The sequence below is a fragment of the Pseudomonas sp. NA-150 genome (genome assembly GCF_044336365.1).
Lineage (GTDB): Bacteria > Pseudomonadota > Gammaproteobacteria > Pseudomonadales > Pseudomonadaceae > Aquipseudomonas.
On sequence record NZ_CP172305.1, the window covers coordinates 2,897,597 to 2,917,837 of the forward strand.

The following is a 20,241-nucleotide window of genomic DNA, read 5'->3' on the forward strand; positions in this document are numbered from 1 at the left end:
CCGTCAGATCTCCGCCAGCCAGCGTCGAATCGCGCCGTCGCTCAGGGTTGTGCTTTCGAGGCCTTGGCGAATGCGCGCGTTACGCGCCAGGTCAGCGTTGGTCAGACCGGGGTAGGCCTTGTACCAGACGTCCGTCTTCAGTTGGTGACGGTGCAGGAACTGCTTGAACATCTGTTCCTGCCAGGCGCCGCGAAGCACCAGATAGTCGGTGGGCGGATAGGCGATGCCGTTGGAAAACACCAGATTGAGGCCAAACGCGACCTTGTTGATGAAGTCATCCATGTAGCTCTCAAGGCTGCCGTCATAGTTGCTGGCGAAGAACACCCGGCGGTTGCCGTCCAGCAAAACCCAGCGCGCAAAGTGAATGGTGCTGACCCGCGCCAGACGTCCACGGTTGAAGATCAGCACTGCGGTCTGGCCGACCCCCCACAGGGCCACTTGGGTGATCAGCAGCCGCAACCCGCCGGGCTTCAACGATCCGATGGCGCTGAAGGAGTTGGTGACGTCGTGGTCTTCACCTTTGGCGATGGCGCTTACATAGACGCTGTCGGCCCGCGTATCGATCACCGGGTCGGTTTTTTCGTGGTAGCGCAGGGCGATGAAGAAGAACGGCGCGATGATGATCAGCGGTATCAGTAGCACAAGCGCCAGCAACGCCAGCAGGACAATCAATCCGACTTTGCCGATCCATTGCCTGAGGGTCATGGGCTCGATCGGGGTCAGCCGCGTGCCGTTGCCCACGGTCGCGGCACGCAAATGCTGGTGCAGGCTTTGCGCGGTGTCGCGAGAAACGCCGCTGGCGCCACCGTGCAGTTCGCGGTGCAGCGCGTCATGCAACGCCGCTTCCTCACGCACCTGACGCACCGTACGGCCGATCCAGTTGACGTAGAACGCGCTCGGTGGCGTTTGGCGTGCCTGCATCCAGGCCAGTAGATCGGTGCCTGCATCGAAGCCGTCGCAATGGCTGAATACCTCGCGCAGACCTTGGCCGGCTTCTGTCGCCATGCGCGCCATCAACTCATCGCCTGGGCCATCGCAATCGGCGAGGAAGATCAGCAGAATGCGCTCGTTGGCGGGCAGGCCGGAGAACGCCGCCCGGTCACCCAGGGTCTGATCATCGGCGACAACGAAGCGAGCGAAGTGGATGTTTTCGAAGCGGGCGAAGGGCACCCGCGTGTTCATCGGATCAACCTGCCCAGGGGCACTGTTCATGCTAGAGAGCAAGACACGCAGGTCACTGACCCGGTCGTTGAGGACCGGGCTGGTCACCATGAACTGTCCTTGGCTGATCATGTGGCCGCTCAATCAAGGTTGAAACTCAAGGGCGAAATGAATCAGGCTGGAATTGTCCCAGTACACCTTGCCGAGATAGATGTTCGGCGCAATCAAACGAATCTCATCGCGAACCCAATGCGCAACAATCGACGTTGTAGAGTAGTCCAGCACAATGCATGGTTTTTGGTCGAGCAAACTATCTCCCTTGTAAACGTTGGCAATAATAGCCTTCAGACCGAACGGGAGAATGTGATTGCGCAGTGTGCCGCTGTCGGCATCGAATACTTTGCCTTGCCAGGCAAATAGATTAATTAACTTGGCTATTTCAGGACTGAAAACCGTACCCGGTGCAATGATCGCTGTGCCTTTGGCCTCGCCGTTCGGAATCGGCCCGGCCTCTTTTGTGCTGAATAAGGCGTCCAGTTCGGCTTGGGATTTACTGAGCAACTGTTCGATGAGGGGGCTCATGGTAGTAGGCCTGCGCTAAGAGTGTCGGGCAACTGCTTCTTTCGAAAAGCCATTAATTGAATAAGTTAATAGACTGTTTTTATGCAGGTCGCACGACTGAATGGTTCTAATGGGTATCGCGTTTCGACATAACTGCACTCTTCACCGGTTAAAGCGTGTTACCGGTTAAAGCTTGAATTGTGCAAGCAGGGCATTAAAGGAAGTTGCCAGTCGTGACAGTTCCTGGCTGGCGGCGTTGGTCTGGTTGGCTCCCGCCGCGCTTTGGGTCGAGAGGTCCTGGAGCAATGGCCTTTGTAGTCTTCACCGGGCTGCACAGCATGCTCGCCGCCCCTGCGAGCAAACTGTGGTCAATGACTGTCAGCCACCTTTCGTTCGATCTCGGCAACTTTCCGTTGCAGCTCCTCGGCATCCTGTTCCTTGGTTCTGGTTGACGAAGGGGTGATGGTTTCATCCACGCCTTTGCTGGCGTCATCCGTGTCCTGAAGATCCCTTTGCACCACATTGACGGGCTTACCCGATGAGTCGACAGGCATGCCGGTTGAAGGGGCCTCTGATGGATCTTGATCGGTAGGTTTGTCAGGGTTCATGTTTTTATCCTCGAGGGTTTACCTACATTGGAGGGGCTCGTCGGTCATGAGTTCGAGGTTTTTTTGCGAGGACGGGATTCAAATCGCGCTGCTTGCGATCCATGAAAAATAGTTGCAACCAAATGACAGGAGTGCCGGTCGAGAGATAGAGAACGCAGCGTGAATGCCGCTTGCACCGAGGAGCTCAGCCTATGATTGGAATCATCGTCCCGGTGCACAACGAAGAGCAGTTGCTCGACGCCTGCATCAAATCGTTGCTGGTGGCGTCGTGTCACGAACGTCTGAACAATGAACACGTGAAGATCCTCATCGTGCTCGATGACTGCACGGACACCTCCCGCCGGATCGCCGAAGCGCACCCCGTCACGACACTCGTCTGCGCGCACCGTAACGTTGGCAAGACCCGGGCGCAAGGCGCGGATCATCTGTTGGCGATCGGTGCCCGCTGGCTGGCGTTCACTGATGCAGACAGCATCGTTCCCGGTTCCTGGCTGGCCGATCAGCTTGGCTTCGAAGTGGATGCGGTGTGCGGGATCGTAGAAGTCACCGACTGGTCCGAACACCCGTCGGGGGTGCGCGAGCGTTACGACGCGCATTACACGCCCGTGGATGGCCACCGGCATATTCATGGGGCCAACCTGGGCGTTTCCTCCGAGGCCTACCGCAGAGCCGGTGGCTTCCGGGCTCTACCGACGCACGAAGATGTGCATTTGGTCGCTGACCTTGAAAGCAGCGGGGCGGTCATCAAGTGGACGGCCGCCAACCGAGTGAAAACCAGCGCTCGTAAAAACTGCCGGTGCCGGGAAGGCTTCGGTGATTACCTCAGCTCGCTGGCTGAACCTGCCGGTTGACGGCTGACTGGCGGCGCAGGTTTGTCAGGCGAACTATTGTGTGGTTTCGCCCAGATCGATTGAGGTCGCCTGTCGACTCCAGTACTCGAGCAAAAAATCAGGCTCTTGGTGGCGCACCAGCCGGTGCAAGGGCAGGTGTCGCTCAAGACTTGCATGCGCTTGCCGGCCATCTTGCGTGCAGCCCTCAATCGCATGCAGCCAGTGACAGGCCATTATCCCTCCCTCTGGACTCAAGCTGAGCAACGTCTGTTCGATCACCTGTTGCCACTCGGCAGCGTTCAGAAAATAGCCGACCTCACTGAGGACGATGAGGTCAAATCGGCCGGTGGGCCAGTCTTCCGGAATACGGCCATGCTCAACGCGGACATTGCCGTATTCGCGAAGTCGACTGCGCGCCAGCTTCACCGCCGTCTGGTTGAGGTCCTGACACAGCAAGCTATCGCAGCGCCCGGCCAACAGGGCACTGAGTTCACCGTTGGCGCACGCTGGTTCAAACACGCGCTGATAACGCTGGTGCGGCAGGCTGGCCAGGGTCAACTCGCGTTTGCGCTTTTCGTACCAGCGGGTACGGAATGACCAGGGGTCGTCGCTGGCATTGAACATGTGCTCGAAGTACTCCGGTGACAGGCTCATAGGAACACCAGTTCAAAAGGTTGCAATAGTCGTTCGAGGGTTTCCTCGGGCAACACGGCCGATGCCATGCCTTGCGCAGTCACTTGCGAAACATGAGCCGCAATGGCCCTTCGTTTGCGCTCCAGCAGCTCGTCATCCAGCAGCAACTTGCGCGCTCGCTGCCAAGGAATTCTGGGGTCTTGCGGGTGCGCCCAATGCCAGGCCCAGATCGGTACTTCGATCAGGAGCGCAGCGCTTTCGGCCGCCGCCCTGGCGGTAGCCCGTCCCACCGCTTCGTGATCACAATGACCGTCGAATCGCCAGGTGGTCATCACCCGATCGGTGGGGCGAAGCAAGGCCTGCAAGTGCTCGGTGAGTCGGTGCTCAGCTGCGGCCACTTGACTGTCGGCGATGCGCATTCGCTGCCAACACAGTGTGCTCACATCAAGGCCTAGTTCGGCCAGTGCGCGCGCGCTTTCGATTGGCCGCTGATGGCGCAAGCGTGATCGGCTCCACTCGCGTGAACCGGGATGGCTGGCTTCGCCATCGGTGATGGCAATCATCAGCACCTCGTTTTCTCTGCCGCACATGCCGGCCAGTGCGCCGGCGCAGCCTAGTACCTCGTCGTCAGGATGAGGCGCAACGATGACCAGACGTTGGCCTGGCGGCACCAGGGCTTGATGACTGATCAACGGTACGCAGGCCAGTGACAGGCTGGCCTGCCATTCGGTCAATGGGGTGCCGGGGCCGCGAATGAGATTCTTCGTTGAAGCAGCCTGTGTCTCCATCACAATGACCACCCTTCGACGGTGTGTGCCGCTACCTGTTGCCCCAACGCAGCGAGGTCCCGCTCGGCATGACTTTGCCGGAGAAACACCGGAAGATCCGCTGCCAACCGAGCGAAGTGCGCGTTACGGCAGAAAGGCGTCGCCCCCAACGCACGGCCCACGTGTTCGAGGACTACACCAACAGCCGCCTCGACCTGCGCGCGCAAACGGCGAACCGGCAGCTCGGCAGAGTCGTGGGGATGGTCGTCGATCCAGCGTGCGGTTTCTCGCAACGCCGCTGCAGCACCGCACAGTGCGGCATCCACCGCACCCAGATGGGCCGAAGCGTGCTCGTCGTGACGCCCCGCGCTGCACTGGGTATGTAGAAAACCGGCAATCGACTGGGCGGCGCCATACCAACATGCCGCTATACCGCCGCCGCCTTGCCAGAAGCCGGGACGATCAAGGTAGGCACCGGGCAAACCGACACAATGGGCCACCGCGTCTTCGAACTCGACGTCGATACTGGCGGTGCTGCACATACCGACCGCCTGCCAAGGTTCGTCGATCATGCGCACCGATGGCTGCCGTAACTCAACGGCGACCAACTGCGGTTGCTGCTGCTCGTCCCACGCGGTGAGCAGCGCCCAATCGAGCTGCAGTGCGCCGGAACACCAGGCTTTGCGTCCGCGCAAGTGCACGCTTTGGCCCCGGCCAGCGACCAGGCTGACCCGCGCATAAGGAGGCTCGGCCGCCCATACGCCCCACGTGCCCGTAGCCGGTGCAGTGCCGGGTTCGAGCTCGGCCATAATGGCTTGGGCATCGGTGTGGCCTTCGTACAGTTTTGCCAGCGCCAGGTCCGTGCCTGCGACCCGCGCCAATACCCGCCAGCGCTCCAGGGTCTGGCCGCGACCGGGCTGTGGCAAGCTGGCGAATCCGGCGCTGGCCAGCTCGTGCATCAACTGTTGCAGGGCACTCTCAAGCACATGAACCGAAGGCCTGGCCGCAAACTGTTGCAATAACGTGCTGAATGCTGCCGGGCTGTTCATCGGTGTGGTCCCCTCACGGCTGTGTGCGCTCACAGTTAAGAGGAAACCAGGGTGTAAGAGTTCAACGCATTTCCAACCCGTTCTTCAGGCCGTTCACACCGGGGAGGAGGGCAAGCTCAGCACGGCCTCGGCAAAGATGTCCGGAGACTCTTGCGGAAAATTGTGGCCGATACCTGAAACGATCTGCCGACGGTAAGGCCCGGTGAATTGACGTGCACCGACGTCAACGCTTTTAGGCGGATTGACGCCATCGTCCGCGCCTTCCAATACCACGGTAGGGACGCTGATCAGGGGTTTTGCCGCGAGTCGGTTTTCAATGTGCTGATACGCAGGGTCACCGTCGACAAGGGCGAAGCGGTGACGATAGGAGTGAGTGACTACATCGACGAAATCGCTGTTGGCAAAGGACGTGGCGGTTTGGTCGAACGTCGGCTCGTCGAAGGTCCAGGTGGGCGACCACATTTGCCACAGCAGGCGGCAGAATGATTCGCGGTTGGCGGTGAGGCCAGCATGTCCACGTTGGCCATGCAGGTAATATTGATACCAGAGCCGGTGCTCGGTTTCGGGTACGGCAGGGGTGCCGGCGTTGGCGATGTTCTGAATGTTGTAGCCGATGCCACAGCTGACCAGGCCGGTCACCCGCTCTGGCCACAAGGCCGCGACGATGCACGCGGCTCTGCCGCCCCAGTCGTAACCGGCAAGCACTGCGCGTTCGATGTTCAGGGCGTCGAGAAACGCCAGCAAGTCAGCACCCAGGGCCGCTTGCTCTCCCGAACGCAACGTCTGCGGCGCGAGAAAACGTGTCGCTCCGTAGCCGCGCAAGTAGGGGATCAAACAGCGTCGGCCTGCCGAGGCAAGACGAGCGGCGACGGTATCGTAGGCCTGTACGTCATAGGGAAAACCGTGGAGGAGAACCACCGGCGCCCCGCCAGCGGGCCCAACCTCCAGGTAGGCAATGTCCAGCACCCCAGCGGTAATACTTTTCATCGTTCCCCTCAAAAGCGAAAAAATATCAGCCCGGCAGGTCAAACGCCGGTCTGGGCGCTCACGCTACTGGCTGCAAACACAAACTTGATGGACAGACCTTCTCGCTTCCAGTCACGTGAAATTTCGCCGCACAGTTGACCTCGGACAGTGGCTTTGGCGAGCACCGTGCCAAAACCCACGCTCGTGGGTTCACCGTCGATCAGTGGGCCACCGCGTTCGTTCCACTCAATGGTGAACAGTTCGCCGTTGGTACTGCAGAGAATTTCCAAATGTCCTTCAGCGGATGACAGCGCTCCATATTTAGCTGCGTTCGTTGCAAATTCATGAAGGAGCAGGGCAAAGCTGGTGACGGCGTTACCGGCGATGCTGATGTCCGGGCCGCTCACGACCGCCCGTGACTGCGCGTTATCTTCGCCCGCCGCATACGGCGCGATGATGGTTTGAATCAGCGTGTGCAACGTGGTCGGCTGTTCGCTGCTGAGGCCGTGGGACAGCGTCAGCGCGTGCGCCTTGGCCAACGCGGTCAGCCGCGAGGAAACGGCGGTGGCGAGTTTGTCGGGTGTCGACGCCGAACGCGCGCTGAGTGAGACAACGCTGTTGGCCAAGGCAAACAGGTTTTTCACCCGGTGGTCCATTTCCCGGATCAGCAGGTTTTTCTGTGCTTCAGCCTGGCGGCGCTCGGTAATGTCGCGGGCGATTTTTGCCGCGCCGATGACCCGGCCTTGTCGATTCCTGATCGGCGACACCGACAATGAAATCTCGACCAGGCTGCCGTCTTTTCGCCGGCGGATGGTTTCGTAATGTTCGATCCGTTCGCCGCGCCGGATACGCTGCAAAATATCAGGCTCCTCGTCAGGCCGATCCAGTGGAATCAGCATGGCGACCGGTCGGCCGATCGCTTCCTCCGCCGAATAACCGAAGAGCCGCTGCGCGCCACCGTTCCAGTTGATGATGGTGCCATTGAGGTCCTTGGCGATGATTGCGTCGTCGGAGGACTCAACAATGGCGTTATGCGTTTGCGCGGCGTCATCGGCGACGGCCTGGTCGGTGAAATTCACCAGCATATTTACCGCGCCGATGAGTTCTCCACAGGCGTTGAAAATTGGCGATGGGTAAGCGAGATAACGTATGCGCGTGCCATCAGGGCGCTGCGCGAGGGCTTCCAGCCCCCTGACCGGACGCTGCTCTTTGAGCGCGATGGCCATCGGGCATTGGTCGTGGGGTAACGGCGTGCCGTCAGGCCAATAAAGCGCCAGGGCGCCGCAATAGACGCTTTCGCCGATCGATGGGCTCACGCCCCACAGGCTGGCTGCCGCGCTGTTGTAGAAGGTAATAAGGCCATTGGCGTCGGTGGTGTAGACGGCCTCGGGCAATGCTTCGAGTACATCATGCAGCCCCATCTCTTGCGAAAGTGAAGCGCAACGCTCTCGAGGCTCCGAGAGGGCACTACTCGCCTCGAGGGATGCGTCACTTCCATGAATCGACCTGCTGCTCATTCGTAACTCCGTAGCTTTCGGCGCCCATTACCCGCAATTTTTGGTAGAACTTCGACGATCGTGCCTGACCTGGCTTCATGGCGAGATATCGGGCAGGAACTCCGCAATGGGAGCCTTTTCAGTATTGCATGAGAATGGGATTCTGACGCGGCGACGGGCCGCCACCGCAATCAGTATTTCAGCGGCTAACAACTCAATTGAAGGGTTTATATCGACAGGATGAGATCGAACAGCTACAGCTTCAATCCCGACATTTCCCTGGCGTGGCTGCTGGGGCAAACCGCCTCGGGCAGGGTGCCGCTCATCACCTGGGAGTTGGCGGCAAAGCTGATTTAGGCGGTCCCCTGGCCGCAATCTGGATAAGACCGGCCGCGGTTATTGACAGATACCCGAGCGCCCCCTAATACCTATAAACGCGTTGGTTCACGACGTGCTGATCTCCTCAGGTTTCCTGCGCTTCAGGGCGCCAGACCTGGTGTCTGAAACCTGCCGGACAGAAGTGTCTCAATGCCATTCATCGGTTGGTTAAATTCTCGCTTCTTAAAATGTGAGTACCCGATAATGTCGACAGTAAAAGCCTGGGCCGCCCTTGAGGCGAACGCTAAGTTGCAACCCTTCACCTACGAAATGTCGGCGCTGACCGCCGAGGAGGTCGAAGTCGAAGTTGACCACTGCGGCCTGTGTCACACGGACCTCTCTTTCATCAAAAACGAATGGGGCATTATCAATTTCCCGTTGGTGGCCGGCCATGAAATCACCGGCCGGATCGTCGCCCTGGGCGAGGTGGCGAAGACCAAAGGGTTGAAGATCGGCCAAGTGGTAGGGGTAGGCTGGAACAAGGAAACCTGCCAGCACTGCAACCCTTGCCTTGAGGGTGCCGCGCACCTGTGCTCCTCGTTGCAAGCCACTATTTTCGGGCACCACGGAGGTTTTGCCGATCGGCTGAAGGTGCATTGGCTGTGGGCGATTCCGCTGCCTGAAGGGATCAAAAGCGAGGATGCCGGTCCGCTACTGTGCGCGGGTATCACCGTCTTCTCGCCATTGATTGAATTCGGTGTCAGACCCACCGACCGTGTGGGCGTCTTCGGGATTGGCGGGCTCGGCCATTTGGCGTTGCAGTTCTGTCGCGCCTGGGGCGCAGAGGTCACGGCGTTTTCATCGACCGCCACCAAGTACGAAGAAAACAAAAGACTCGGAGCCCATCACGTGGTGTCGAGCCGCGACACTGCGCAATGGGCGGAGCTTAAAGGCACATTCAACCTGCTGATCGTGACCGTGGCCGTTCCGCTGGACTGGGACAAAGTGCTGGCGATGCTGGCCCCCAAAGGGCGGCTGCACATCGTCGGCATTATCAATGAACCCATCCCGGTGTCGGTTATGGCCCTGTTGGTGCCCCAGGCAGCCATTTCCTCTTCGCCCAGCGGCGCACGCAGTTCCTATCAGAAGATGCTGGCTTTCGCCGCGTTGCACGATATCAAGCCAATGGTCGAGCATTTCCCGATGAGCAAAATCAATGAGGCGATTGCTCATCTTGAATCTGGAAAGGCCAACTACCGGGTGATCCTGGACGCTGATTTTTAGCGTTGGGCGGGTGACCGTGCAATTGGGTGAGCGTCAACTGCCGTTTTGATCAGCCGCCAAGTTACTGCCAAAAGCCCTGCGGCTCGGTGCTGCTGGGCTTTTGGGGGATGGCGTCCCGTCGCAATCGCTTCGTGCGTTTTGCCGGTGTGGGCAATCTGGCCTCTAGCGCCTGTGATAGCATCGAGACCCCACCATTAAGCGCCATCGCCCGGAGTGATCACTGTGGCCTCGCACCTCAACATCCGCACCTACGAAGGCGAATGCGCGCATCACCAGCATGACTTCGCGCAGTTGGTACTGCCTATCGGTGGGCGTATGGAGATTGAGGTAGAAGGGCGCGGCGCTTGTCTGGATCAAGCGCAGGCAGCGTTGGTAATCCCTGGCGCGATGCACACTCAGACCGCCGTCGCCAGCAGCCGGTTTCTGGTATTGGATTGTCCGGGGAGCTGGTTTGCCGAAGCTGGGCTGGCTTCGCTTGCGCAGCGCACCTACCTGCCCATTTCTGCGAGTACCCGGCGCTTGATAGAGTTTGCCGATCTGGTGGGCAACCAGGGGCTGGCAGCGAGTGCGGCGCAACTGAGCCCATTGCTGCTGAGTGCGATGGCCAGGGATGCGGGGCAACGGGCATCTGGAATAGATTGGCTGCTGGCGCAACTTGAGGCTAATCCTGGTGCCGCCTGGAGTAACGAGGCCATGGCCAATCAGGCGGCGCTGAGTGTCGCGCAGTTGCACAGGCGTTTCTTGCGGTTGTTCGATCAGACGCCACAAGCGTGGCTGGCTGAGTTGCGTATGCGCCATGCTCGTAAATGGCTGGTCGAGAGCCGTCTACCCATCGCCGATATTGCGTTGCGGGTGGGATTTTCTGATCAGGCCGCGTTGACCCGGGCGATGAGCCGGCTGTGCGATACCACGCCGGCGGCCTGGCGAAGAGCTGCGCACCGGTGTCATGTCTGATACAACGCATCAAGTCACTCACCAACGAGCTGGCTTCACGGAATCGGGGACAGTTCCAGGTTTTGAGCCCAACACCCTTCCCGCAATCCGGGTAAAACAAACCTGTGTTTCGGACAATACACCTACTGTTTTTTTCAGCACACTGTCGCCCAATTGAACAAGGCGGTAGTGCGATGGCGATACATCCCTCCATGATTAAAGGCTTGACCTGCGGGGTGGCTGCGGGTTCGTGCTGGGGCGTGATTTTTCTCGGTCCGGCACTCACGCCGGGGTTGTCGGGTACCCAGTTTGCGCTTCTGCGTTTTCTTTGTTACGGCCTGTTCTCGGTGGTGTTGCTGCTGCCGCGATGGCGCAAGGTGTGTGCGGGTCTCACCCGTGCAGACTGGGTGTCGTTGTTCTGGCTCAGCCTGATCGGCAACCTGTTCTACTACTCGCTGGTGGGAACCGGTGTCCAGCAGGTCGGGGTGGCTACCACGTCGTTGATCGTCGGGTTGATACCAGTGTTGGTTGCGCTGGCCGGCCGGCGCGATGCCAATGCTGTTCCGATGGCGCGGCTGGCACCGTCATTGTGTTGCGTCACGGCCGGTGTCGCGCTGATCAGCTTCCATGCACTCAGCCAGGAAAACCCGGTGGGTGAGGCCATTAACAGCAAACTCGGGCTGTTGTGTGCAGCCGGTGCGCTGTTCAGTTGGAGCTGGTACGCCGTCAGCAATGCCCGGCGTTTGGCGGTGGCCCAGGTGTCGGCGCACGACTGGGCGTTGCTGACCGGGGTGATGACCGGCGCTCAATCACTGCTGTTGGCGGTGCCGCTGCTCGGCGCCGATCTGCATGGCTACGATACGCATACCCTGATCAACTATTGGCTGGTGGCGGCGGGGGTGGCGCTGTTGGCATCGGTGGTGGGCGGCGCGCTGTGGAATCAGGCCAGCCGGCTGTTGCCGTTGGCGCTGAGTGGGCAGGTGTTAGTGATCGAGACACTGGCCGCCCTGTTGCTCGGATTTCTCTGGGAGCAGCGGCTGCCCAGCGCGCTGGAATCAATGGCAATCCTGTTGCTGGTCACCGGTGTGGCGTGGTGTTTGTGGTGCCATCAGCGACGGGGGTGAGCCGCTGATCACGCGAGGACGGTCGGTCAATTCAGCGCTGAACCGCGATACATTTGATCTCGACCAGCAAGCCCGGTCTGGCCAGTTCGCTCACGCCGATGCACGTCCATGCACAGCTGTTTCTGGGGAAGACGTTGTCCTTCACCGTTCTAAACAGCGGCATGTAGCGTTGCATCTCGACGTGGTAAGTGGTCATGTCGACGATATCCTCAAAGCTACAACCACCCGCAGCCAGTACGATGCGCAGGTTTTCCCATGCCGCGAAAAACTGCAGCTCCGGGTCTTCAATGACCGCCAGCTCAGGCGTGCGACCCACCTGACCTGCGCAATACAGCGTGTTGCCGATCTTCACTGCTGGCGCGTAGCCGGCCCGTTCGGCAAGCAGTTGCATCGAGTCTGGGACAATGATCTGACGGTCGCTCATAAGTGAAAAAAAACCAGGTGATGGGTAGAGGTCGAAGCCACTTTACGGGGTGTTGCGTGATGACACACCCAACAATAGGCTCTGGTGAGCTTTAATGGAGTCAGTGCGTGGTCGACACTGACGCGATCATGGGACACGCACATCATCAGGCGCAAAACGGCTCAGGTAACGACATGGGGTTCGAGGCATTTCACTACATAGATCTCATGGGCACCTTTATTTTTGCCTTGAGCGGTGCGTTGGCGGCGATTGACCGCCGGCTGGATATATTTGGTGTTTTTGTCATTGCCGGGGTGACCGCCTGTGGCGGCGGCGTGATGCGCGATCTCTGCATTGGCGTGCTCCCGCCGGCAGGCCTGATCAATATCGAGTACGTAGGGGTCATTGTGCTGGCGGTGGCTCTGGCTGCTTTTTTTCAGAACGCATTGCTCAAGCTGACGCAACCTACGCTGTTCTTCGATGCGATCGGGCTGGGTTTCTTTGCCGCGTTCGGGGTGCATAAGGTGTACACGCTCGTCGCCGATATCGAGTTGTCGATCCTGCTCGGGGTGGTCACTGCCGTGGGCGGCGGTATCATCAGGGATGTCCTTCTGGGCCGTGTCCCGGTGGTGTTGACCAAGGAAATCTACGCCTCGGCAGCGCTCTTGGGGGCAGTGATCCAATTGCTCGGCGACCTGCAATGGATCAGCCCCCAGGTCAGCCCTTGGGCGGCCATTGCGCTGTGTACCCTGGTGCGCATGCTCTCACTGAGATACCGCTGGAACCTGCCCGCGATCAAAAAGGCATCGTGAGTGTTGCGTTGAAGCGGCGTTCTATCGCCGCCTTCGGTGATCCTCGCGACCAGAATCCACCCATCATCTTCAACAGTGGAGAAGCAAAATGAACAGCAAAAACACCCTCTGCCTCTGGTACGAAGGCAGTGCATTGGAAGCGGCAACCTTCTATGCCGCGACGTTCCCCGACAGCGCGGTAGGCGCGGTCAATCGCGCGCCGGGCGATTATCCGTCGGGCCGGCAGGGCGATGTTCTGACTGTCGAGTTCACGGTGATGGGCATCCCTTGTCTCGGCCTGAACGGCGGCCCGATGTTCAAACATAGCGAGGCGTTCTCGTTCCAGGTTGCCACTGACGACCAGGCCGAAACCGACCACTTGTGGCATGCGATCGTCGGCAACGGCGGCGAGGAAAGCGCCTGCGGCTGGTGCAAGGACAAGTGGGGCTTGTCATGGCAGATCACGCCCCGTGTACTGAGCGCCGCGATCACCAACCCTGATCGGGCAGCAGCCAACCGCGCGTTCCAGGCCATGATGGGCATGAGAAAGATCGACGTCGCGGCGATTGAGGCAGCGTTGGCGGGTTAGCCTGAGCTGCTGGGGCCGGGCGATATCTCCAGAGCAAATGACCGATGAACACCTTCAACGAGCACATCGGTAATCAGTGGCTATGCTTTGGCGTTAGAGCAACCCGCTCGGGTCGGGTATCCGCTGCGTTGCTCAATCAGCCATCACATGGAAAGCAGGCTTATGAAACCGAACCGGTCCTTTACTCACGCCGTTGTCCTCGCTTCACTCATGTCTACCGCCAGTTTTGCCGCGCATGCCGCCGATATACCGCTGGGCAGTACGTCTCTGGAGAGCCATCTGGTGACCCAGGTATTGGCCGTCGATGCGGCGAATCATCAGGTCACGTTAGCGGGGCCCAACGAAACCCAGGTGCCGGTCCAGCTCACCGACCAGGCCAAGAACCTGCATAACCTGAAAGTCGGCGACAAGGTCGACATCCGCGTGACCCGCTCGATCGCCTATGTGCTGGACACCGATGTCGACAGTGCGCGCGGCATCACCAACGATTCAGCGATCACCCGCGCCACCAAGGACAACCCTAATCCCGGTGGCGAGGCGATTCGCCAGGTCAAAGTCACGTCGAAAATCACCCACATTGACTTGAAAAAGCATGAAGTGAGCCTGTTGCCTCCTGAAGGCAAAGTGAAGGTGGTCAAAGTCGAGGACCCCGAGCTCCAGGCCCGAATGAAGAACCTCAAGGTCGGTCAGACGGTCGACGCCATCTACACCGAAGTGCTGAAGATCAAAACCTCACGCTAACCCTTTGGTCTGACCCGCAACTTTTTTGCCCACTGCTATTCGAATGTCGACAGTTGCTGGGTCAGAAAATCAATAAACGCCGTCACTCGACGACTCGCGACACCTTCAGTGGTGACGGCGTACAGGTTGGCCTCATCGGACAGAAACTCATCAAGCGCAGTGACCAGTGCCGTGGATTTCAGTTCTTTAAGGATATTCCACTCCGGACTGATCATCACGCCGTGGCCTTTGATGGCCCACTGTCGAAGTATGGCGCCGTTGTTGGCCGTGCGATTGCCCGACACTTTGATCCTGAGCAGTTTACCGCCTTCGCTAAATGACCAGGCTGACGACGAGCGGTCCGGCCGTGAGAGCACCAGGCAGTTATGACGTGTCAGGTCCTCAGGGTGGGTCGGTTTGCCGTGCGCGGCCCAATACGCCGGTGCCGCACAAATCGTTCGGCGTCCCGAGACCAGCAGCCGGGCCCGCAGCGAGGAGTCGGACAGCGGGCCGTGACGGAGCGCGAAGTCCAGATCGTTCTGCACCAGATCCAGCACGCCTTCGGCCAGCAGCAGTTCGAATTGAATACCGGGGTGCAGTTGTAAAAAGCTGTCGATCAGCGGCGCGATCACTTCGCTGCCAAAATCCTGAGTGCAGGTGAAGCGAATAGGGCCGGTCAGGGGCCCGTCTTTGACGCCCTCAAGCGAGGCGTCCCACACTGCCAGAATCTTTCTCGCTTCAGACAGGAATTGCCGACCCTCGTGAGTGAAACTGATTCGCCGGGTGGACCGGGTGATCAAGCGCACACCGGCGCTGTGCTCCAACTGCTGCAAGGCTACCGTCACCGTTGAAGTTGCCAGCGAGTGTTGGCGCGCGGCACCGCTAAGGCTGCCGGACTCATCGATACTGACGAAGATACGCAGCGCGTCGAGTGTGTCCATGGTTCACGAATCCAGCGTAAGGGTGAGCAGAGGTGATCGCTCTGTTTGATTGTGAAGGATGCCTTAAACGGACGTGGTGTAGACAGTAGATTGCCGAGAATCAATGGGGTTTTCTCGATCAGCTCGTCGATTAACGCCGTGTGCGCCGATGTCACGACCAAGGTCTGATTTTATGCCTGCCCCAAAGGTATACATTAGCTCCCTAACGATATTGCCAGCGTCGGGTCCTCGATCTCCGTACGCAAAGGGTTCGCGCCTTGCTGGGTCGAGGCGTCCGGCCGTCATTCATGCCACACCCGACCGATTCAGAAAGGTTGAAATGAAACTCGTATTGGTTGTTTTTGATGGTGTTCAAGCCTTGGATGTCGCGGCACCGCTCGATGTGTTTGCCGAGGCCAATACGTTGCTGCCGGAAGATCAGCGCTACGAGGTGACGCTGGTGGGCGTGCGGCCGGGCAATGTGCGTTGCTCCAACGGCATGGTGATCGAGGTCGGCTATGACTACCAAAGCTATCCGGGCCATTGCGACCTGTTACTGGTTGCCGGCGGGCCGAGGATGCCGGACATTCGGCCAGAGGAAGGTTTTCTGCAATGGCTGCGCGATCAGGCACAAGGCGCCCGGCGCTTTGGTTCGGTGTGTAATGGCGCCTTTCTGTTAGGCCATGCCGGGTTGCTCGATGGCCGTGAAGCCACCGCGCACTGGCGGGATGTTCAGCGCTTCGAGGACCGGTTTCCGTTGGCGCTGCTTCGGCCGGACAAGATATTCGTGCGAGACGGCAATCTGTTTACCTGTGCCGGGGTCTCCTCGGGGATTGATTTGTGCCTGTCGCTGGTGGCCGAAGACTGGGGTAACGAGCTGTCGGTCAGCATCGCCAAAAACCTGATCGTCTACATCCACAGGGAGGGCGGGCAGTCGCAAACCAGCCCGTTCCTTGCCGTGCGCCCGGAAGAAGACTCAATTGTCACCACGGTGCTGAACTACGTGATCGATCACATCAGTGAAGCGTTTTCCATGGAACAACTGGCCGACGCGGTGTCCGTCAGTCGCCGCACCTTTACCCGAATCTTCTCGAAATACGCGAATGTTACGCCCTCGGTGTTCGTTGATCAGGTCCGCGTCGATCATGCGCGCAAAATGCTGGAAGACACCGATGTGCCGTTGAAGACCGTTGCCTATAACTGCGGCTTCCACAGCTCCACGCACCTGCGCATGACCTTCTCCCGGCATCTGAATACCACGCCCAAGCAATACCGGGAAAAGTTCAAACGTACCGAGCAAGGCGCGAAGGTTATCTTGGGAAAAACGCCGTCATCGGTTCAGGTTCGATCAAGCAACTCCCCCGTGCTCGCCAGCGTATAACACCCTCTGTCGATATGGCTCGAACCGTCGCGTTCGGGCCAGATTCCCCTGTGCTTTTCAACGATGAGTCGCTGGCCAGAAATCGTCTGTCTTTGGCCTGGGAATGCGCTAGTTAGGGCCTTCGGCGCACCCCGTTTTCTTTAGGATGAGCTAGCGATCAATCGCCATCCCGAGTGCCAAACAGTCGTTGGCACAGCAGTGAGGAGTCATGATGAACAGCCCGATAACTTCCGTCCTGAACGGCGGGAATGCGTCCTACGTTGAAGCGTTATATGAGCGGTTTCTCGGTGACTCCTCGGCGGTATCAGATCAATGGCGCAGCTACTTTGAATCGCTGCAGCACACGCTGGCCAGCGGTGAGCATCGGGCAGTCGATATCGCTCACGCGCCCATCGTCGAGCATTTTGTCCAGTTGGCACGGCGGGTCGGGCGCAAGGCGTTGTCGGTCGCGGCCCCTGACCTGGACGCTGCCCGCCGGCAATTGGCAGCACAGTCGTTGAGTGCAGCGTTTCGGATGCTTGGCGCCCGTCGTGCCAATCTGGACCCGCTGCGCTGGGCGCCTTTGCCGGGCATTGAAGAACTGTCGCCGGCGTTCCACGGCCTGGACAACAGCGACCTGAGCAAAAAAGTCGAACTGCCCGGTCATCAATTCGGCAAAGGCGAACTGTCGGTCGCCGAGTTGCTCACAGCGCTGGAAGAAACCTACTGCGCAACCCTGGGCAGCGAGTTCATGTACCTGAGCGATCCTCTGCAGCGGCAGTGGTGGCAGCAACGGCTGGAGTCCACGCGGGCAAAACCGCAGCTGAGTGCCGAGCACAAGCGACACATTCTTGAACGGTTGAGCGCGGCGGAAGGCTTCGAGAAGTACCTGCACCTGCGCTACACCGGGCAAAAACGCTTTTCGCTGGAAGGCGGTGAGTCGTTGATTGTGCTGCTGGATGAATTGATCCGTCACGGTGCCAAAGTTGGCGTACGCGACATTGTGATGGGCATGGCCCACCGCGGCCGTTTGAACGTTCTGGTCAACACGGTGGGTAAGCCGGCGGCCTACTTGTTCGACGAGTTCGAAGGCAAGGCGGCGAATCTATTGCCCGCCGGCGACGTGAAATACCACAAGGGCTTCACCCGCACTATCACCACTGAACACGGCGCGGTGAACGTGGCGTTGGCCTTCAACCCGTCGCATCTGGAGTTCGTGAATCCAGTGGTGCAGGGTATGGCCCGCGGGCAAAGCGAGGAGCAAGACAGCGCTCAGTCGGGTGCAGTGTTGCCGGTGGAAATCCATGGTGACACGGCGATATCCGGCCAGGGCATCGTCATGGAGACCCTGAGCCTGAGCTACACCAAGGGTTACGGAAACGGCGGCACCGTGCACATCGTGGTCAATAATCAGATCGGTTTTACCACCTCTGATCCACAGGAAAGCCGGTCGTCATTCTTCTGTACCGACATTGCCAAAATGATCGAAGCGCCAGTGTTGCACGTCAACGGCGATGACCCAGAAGCAGTAGTAAACGCGGTACAGATGGCGCTGGACTATCGCCAGACCTTTGGCAAAAGCGTGGTGATCGACCTGGTGTGCTTCCGACGCCACGGCCATCAGGAAATGGACACGCCGAATATCACTCAACCATTGATGTACCGCTCGGTTGCCGCGCATCCGGGCATTCGCCAGATTTACGCCGATAAGTTGGTGGCAGCTGGGGTGATGACCGATGGCCAGGTGTTGGCCCAGGTGCAGGCATACCGCGACAGCCTGGAAAACTCCAGGACTGACGCACTGGATGAGCTGACCCACAGTGTTCCGCTGGACGCAGCCTATGCCCAGTGCCCGGACCTGAATGCGTATTCGGCACCGTCGCTGGCCCACATCAAACAGCTGGCGGCGCGGGTTTCGGAGCTGCCCGTGGACCTGAACATTCACCCCTTGGTTGCCAAAGTGATCAAAGCCCGGCACCAGATGGCGACGGGCGCCAAACCGCTGGATTGGGGCATGGGCGAGCACCTGGCGTTTGCTTCGGTATTGTCTGGCGGGATGGATGTCAGGCTGAGCGGCGAGGACTGCGAGCGAGGGACTTTCAGCCATCGCCACGCGGTGCTGAACCCGCAGAACCGTGAAATGCGCGGCGCTGGCAAATACCGACCGCTGGATCATGTGGCGCCAGGGCAGCAAGGCCAGTTCACGGTGATCAACTCGATTCTGTCCGAAGCTGCGGTGCTGGGTTTTGAATACGGTTACACCATCACTCGGCCTGATGCGTTTGTGCTGTGGGAGGCGCAGTTCGGCGATTTTGCCAACGGCGCGCAAGTGGTCATCGATCAGTTTATCGCTGCCGGTGCTGCAAAGTGGGGCCAACACAGCGCCCTGACGATGTTGTTGCCCCACGGGCAAGAAGGCGAGGGGCCGGAGCATGCGTCCGCCCGACTGGAGCGATACCTGCAACTCTGTGCACAAGACAATATGCGCGTCTGCCAGCCCACGACGCCGGCGCAGTTCTTCCATTTGCTGCGTCGCCAGGCCTTGCATTCGGTGCCGCGACCTTTGGTGGTGATGACGCCCAAATCCCTGTTGCGCCATCCCGAGGCGGTGAATGAACTAGAGGCGTTTGCCGAGGGTTGTTTCCAGGAAGTGCTGGGCGAAGCGCATCGGGCAGAGGCAGATGATCAACAGGTGACCCGCGTAATCGTCTGCTCCGGGAAGGTTTACTACGAACTGCTGGCCCATCGCCGCGTGTCAGGTGCTGAACACGTGGCCATCGTCCGCCTCGAACAGCTGTATCCCTTTCCTGCGGACGCCTTGGCGGCTGAACTGGGTCGTTATACAAACCTGGAGTCGGTGGTGTGGTGCCAGGAAGAGGCGCGCAACCAGGGTGCCTGGAAATTCGTCGATGACTACCTGTGGGAGCTCACGCCTGAATCGGCCTCGTTGCGTTACGCGGGTCCCGACGCGGGCGCGTCCACGGCACCTGGCAACAAGAAGATGCACGCTGAACAGCAACAGCAGGTGCTGCTCAGCGCGTTTGCTTAACGCGCCGGCTTGATGGGCGTGACTGCAGCGGGTGGGGTTTTTGCTGACCCTGGAGGCCGCAGTCGTGCCCGGTCAGGCAAGCCGCTACCAGAAAACGCCAGTCTGCAGCGGCCATGACCCAGGCGTTGCCACACACTCACCCGATGGCATCGGCAATGGCATACAATTCGGCGGGCACCTATAGCGTTATTTTTTCTGAAAACTCCATTCCAGCGACAAGTACCGAGTGAGCAAAACCAAGATTCTCTCGCCGATGATGCTATTCACAGCGCTATTGACCTGTGCCGGCTGGGCGAGTGCCGGAGCGGTCTACACCTGCACCGATGCAGACGGCAAGCGCATCTATCAGCAGGTGCCTTGCAGCATTGATTCGCTGGAAAATCCGCAGGCGTCAGGCGAATCGCAACGTCAAGACGCCGCGCTCCAGGCCGCCTCGGCTGACTTCGCGCAGCGCATCAAAGCGCTGGAAGTCATGATGGAGAATGATGAGAAGCTGAATCAGGGGTTGGAGCAAAAGGGTCGATAGCCTGACCACTCTTGATCGCGATTCCCTTCCAAAATGCAGTATTTGCCGGCTGTGGAGCTTTGGTTGCGCGTGACGATCTGGGCCGGCAGGCGTCGAGGCACTGGACGAATGATGTTAGTGCGTTGTGGCGTTCAGTCGCCAAATCAGGCGCTT

At 59.4% G+C, this 20,241-nt stretch carries 20 protein-coding genes; 10 read left to right on the plus strand and 10 right to left on the minus strand.

Annotated elements, in window-relative coordinates; all coding sequences use genetic code 11:
* Positions 1-3 precede the first annotated feature (3 nt).
* From ACF0H7_RS13865 to ACF0H7_RS13875, 3 genes are all read right to left on the minus strand, one after another.
* Positions 4-1,293, minus strand: coding sequence for a hypothetical protein (locus ACF0H7_RS13865; RefSeq protein ID WP_397453308.1), 1,290 nt, complete (start codon positions 1,291-1,293; stop codon positions 4-6).
* Positions 1,294-1,305: 12 nt separating this feature from the next.
* The gene (locus ACF0H7_RS13870) at positions 1,306-1,743 is read right to left on the minus strand and encodes a hypothetical protein (RefSeq protein WP_397453309.1); all 438 of its coding nucleotides are present in this window, start codon (positions 1,741-1,743) and stop codon (positions 1,306-1,308) included.
* Positions 1,744-2,090: 347 nt separating this feature from the next.
* Positions 2,091-2,330 (minus strand): hypothetical protein, encoded by a 240-nt coding sequence (locus tag ACF0H7_RS13875; RefSeq protein ID WP_397453310.1) that lies wholly within the window; start codon positions 2,328-2,330, stop codon positions 2,091-2,093.
* A 191-nt stretch (positions 2,331-2,521) separates the two neighbouring features.
* Between ACF0H7_RS13875 and ACF0H7_RS13880 the strand changes: the two genes are divergently transcribed.
* Positions 2,522-3,181, plus strand: coding sequence for a glycosyltransferase (locus ACF0H7_RS13880; RefSeq protein ID WP_397453311.1), 660 nt, complete (start codon positions 2,522-2,524; stop codon positions 3,179-3,181).
* 33 nt (positions 3,182-3,214) lie between these two features.
* Here the strand turns inward: ACF0H7_RS13880 and ACF0H7_RS13885 are convergent, their stop codons facing one another.
* The 5 genes from ACF0H7_RS13885 to ACF0H7_RS13905 form a co-directional block, all read right to left on the minus strand.
* The gene (locus tag ACF0H7_RS13885) at positions 3,215-3,814 is read right to left on the minus strand and encodes an SAM-dependent methyltransferase (protein ID WP_397453312.1); all 600 of its coding nucleotides are present in this window, start codon (positions 3,812-3,814) and stop codon (positions 3,215-3,217) included.
* Positions 3,811-4,581, minus strand: a complete 771-nt coding sequence (locus tag ACF0H7_RS13890) for a PIG-L deacetylase family protein (RefSeq protein WP_397453313.1) — start codon at positions 4,579-4,581, stop codon at positions 3,811-3,813. Before ACF0H7_RS13890 ends, ACF0H7_RS13885 begins: the two co-directional genes overlap by 4 nt.
* Entirely contained in the window at positions 4,581-5,609 is a 1,029-nt protein-coding gene (locus ACF0H7_RS13895; protein ID WP_397453314.1) for an acyl-CoA dehydrogenase, read from the minus strand. The genes ACF0H7_RS13890 and ACF0H7_RS13895 overlap by 1 nt, the downstream gene beginning before the upstream one ends.
* A 93-nt stretch (positions 5,610-5,702) precedes the next feature.
* Complete coding sequence (locus ACF0H7_RS13900) at positions 5,703-6,596, minus strand: alpha/beta fold hydrolase (RefSeq protein ID WP_397453315.1); 894 nt, start codon at positions 6,594-6,596, stop codon at positions 5,703-5,705.
* 38 nt (positions 6,597-6,634) lie between these two features.
* Positions 6,635-8,092 carry a PAS domain S-box protein gene (locus ACF0H7_RS13905; protein WP_397453316.1) on the minus strand — a complete coding sequence of 486 codons (1,458 nt, stop codon included), beginning with the start codon at positions 8,090-8,092 and terminating at the stop codon, positions 6,635-6,637.
* A 561-nt stretch (positions 8,093-8,653) separates the two neighbouring features.
* Here ACF0H7_RS13905 and ACF0H7_RS13910 point away from each other — a divergent pair.
* From ACF0H7_RS13910 to ACF0H7_RS13920, 3 genes are all read left to right on the plus strand, one after another.
* Entirely contained in the window at positions 8,654-9,673 is a 1,020-nt protein-coding gene (locus ACF0H7_RS13910; RefSeq protein ID WP_397453317.1) for an NAD(P)-dependent alcohol dehydrogenase, read from the plus strand.
* 222 nt (positions 9,674-9,895) lie between these two features.
* Entirely contained in the window at positions 9,896-10,627 is a 732-nt protein-coding gene (locus ACF0H7_RS13915) for a helix-turn-helix domain-containing protein (RefSeq protein ID WP_397453318.1), read from the plus strand.
* A gap of 173 nt (positions 10,628-10,800) precedes the next feature.
* Complete coding sequence (locus ACF0H7_RS13920) at positions 10,801-11,730, plus strand: DMT family transporter (RefSeq protein WP_397453319.1); 930 nt, start codon at positions 10,801-10,803, stop codon at positions 11,728-11,730.
* 31 nt (positions 11,731-11,761) lie between these two features.
* On the opposite strand, the gene ACF0H7_RS13925 is transcribed toward ACF0H7_RS13920, so the two are convergent.
* The gene (locus ACF0H7_RS13925; RefSeq protein ID WP_397453320.1) at positions 11,762-12,154 is read right to left on the minus strand and encodes a RidA family protein; all 393 of its coding nucleotides are present in this window, start codon (positions 12,152-12,154) and stop codon (positions 11,762-11,764) included.
* A gap of 107 nt (positions 12,155-12,261) precedes the next feature.
* Between ACF0H7_RS13925 and ACF0H7_RS13930 the strand changes: the two genes are divergently transcribed.
* From ACF0H7_RS13930 to ACF0H7_RS13940, 3 genes are all read left to right on the plus strand, one after another.
* The gene (locus ACF0H7_RS13930; protein WP_397453321.1) at positions 12,262-12,945 is read left to right on the plus strand and encodes a trimeric intracellular cation channel family protein; all 684 of its coding nucleotides are present in this window, start codon (positions 12,262-12,264) and stop codon (positions 12,943-12,945) included.
* Positions 12,946-13,033: 88 nt separating this feature from the next.
* Positions 13,034-13,513: a VOC family protein gene (locus tag ACF0H7_RS13935; protein ID WP_397453322.1), complete on the plus strand. Its 480-nt coding sequence runs from the start codon at positions 13,034-13,036 to the stop codon at positions 13,511-13,513.
* A 162-nt stretch (positions 13,514-13,675) separates the two neighbouring features.
* Positions 13,676-14,254 (plus strand): hypothetical protein, encoded by a 579-nt coding sequence (locus ACF0H7_RS13940; protein WP_397453323.1) that lies wholly within the window; start codon positions 13,676-13,678, stop codon positions 14,252-14,254.
* 35 nt (positions 14,255-14,289) lie between these two features.
* On the opposite strand, the gene ACF0H7_RS13945 is transcribed toward ACF0H7_RS13940, so the two are convergent.
* Positions 14,290-15,174: a LysR family transcriptional regulator gene (locus ACF0H7_RS13945; RefSeq protein ID WP_397453324.1), complete on the minus strand. Its 885-nt coding sequence runs from the start codon at positions 15,172-15,174 to the stop codon at positions 14,290-14,292.
* Between the two features lie 319 nt (positions 15,175-15,493).
* On the opposite strand from ACF0H7_RS13945, the gene ACF0H7_RS13950 reads away from it, so the two are divergent.
* From ACF0H7_RS13950 to ACF0H7_RS13960, 3 genes are all read left to right on the plus strand, one after another.
* Positions 15,494-16,534: a GlxA family transcriptional regulator gene (locus ACF0H7_RS13950; protein ID WP_397453325.1), complete on the plus strand. Its 1,041-nt coding sequence runs from the start codon at positions 15,494-15,496 to the stop codon at positions 16,532-16,534.
* Positions 16,535-16,742: 208 nt separating this feature from the next.
* Positions 16,743-19,562 (plus strand): 2-oxoglutarate dehydrogenase E1 component, encoded by a 2,820-nt coding sequence (locus ACF0H7_RS13955; RefSeq protein ID WP_397453326.1) that lies wholly within the window; start codon positions 16,743-16,745, stop codon positions 19,560-19,562.
* Positions 19,563-19,788: 226 nt separating this feature from the next.
* Positions 19,789-20,088, plus strand: coding sequence for a DUF4124 domain-containing protein (locus ACF0H7_RS13960; RefSeq protein ID WP_397453327.1), 300 nt, complete (start codon positions 19,789-19,791; stop codon positions 20,086-20,088).
* Positions 20,089-20,241 lie beyond the last annotated feature (153 nt).

Coding starts and splice junctions, on each gene's coding strand:
- ACF0H7_RS13920 (WP_397453319.1), top strand. CDS start 10,801: ATGGCGATACATCCCTCCATGATTAAAGGCTTGACCTGCGGGGTGGCT.
- ACF0H7_RS13940 (WP_397453323.1), top strand. CDS start 13,676: ATGAAACCGAACCGGTCCTTTACTCACGCCGTTGTCCTCGCTTCACTC.
- ACF0H7_RS13945 (WP_397453324.1), bottom strand. CDS start 15,174: ATGGACACACTCGACGCGCTGCGTATCTTCGTCAGTATCGATGAGTCC.
- ACF0H7_RS13875 (WP_397453310.1), bottom strand. CDS start 2,330: ATGAACCCTGACAAACCTACCGATCAAGATCCATCAGAGGCCCCTTCA.
- ACF0H7_RS13905 (WP_397453316.1), bottom strand. CDS start 8,092: ATGAGCAGCAGGTCGATTCATGGAAGTGACGCATCCCTCGAGGCGAGT.
- ACF0H7_RS13895 (WP_397453314.1), bottom strand. CDS start 5,609: ATGAACAGCCCGGCAGCATTCAGCACGTTATTGCAACAGTTTGCGGCC.
- ACF0H7_RS13870 (WP_397453309.1), bottom strand. CDS start 1,743: ATGAGCCCCCTCATCGAACAGTTGCTCAGTAAATCCCAAGCCGAACTG.
- ACF0H7_RS13910 (WP_397453317.1), top strand. CDS start 8,654: ATGTCGACAGTAAAAGCCTGGGCCGCCCTTGAGGCGAACGCTAAGTTG.
- ACF0H7_RS13950 (WP_397453325.1), top strand. CDS start 15,494: ATGAAACTCGTATTGGTTGTTTTTGATGGTGTTCAAGCCTTGGATGTC.
- ACF0H7_RS13900 (WP_397453315.1), bottom strand. CDS start 6,596: ATGAAAAGTATTACCGCTGGGGTGCTGGACATTGCCTACCTGGAGGTT.
- ACF0H7_RS13935 (WP_397453322.1), top strand. CDS start 13,034: ATGAACAGCAAAAACACCCTCTGCCTCTGGTACGAAGGCAGTGCATTG.
- ACF0H7_RS13890 (WP_397453313.1), bottom strand. CDS start 4,581: ATGGAGACACAGGCTGCTTCAACGAAGAATCTCATTCGCGGCCCCGGC.
- ACF0H7_RS13955 (WP_397453326.1), top strand. CDS start 16,743: ATGATGAACAGCCCGATAACTTCCGTCCTGAACGGCGGGAATGCGTCC.
- ACF0H7_RS13865 (WP_397453308.1), bottom strand. CDS start 1,293: ATGATCAGCCAAGGACAGTTCATGGTGACCAGCCCGGTCCTCAACGAC.
- ACF0H7_RS13880 (WP_397453311.1), top strand. CDS start 2,522: ATGATTGGAATCATCGTCCCGGTGCACAACGAAGAGCAGTTGCTCGAC.
- ACF0H7_RS13925 (WP_397453320.1), bottom strand. CDS start 12,154: ATGAGCGACCGTCAGATCATTGTCCCAGACTCGATGCAACTGCTTGCC.
- ACF0H7_RS13885 (WP_397453312.1), bottom strand. CDS start 3,814: ATGAGCCTGTCACCGGAGTACTTCGAGCACATGTTCAATGCCAGCGAC.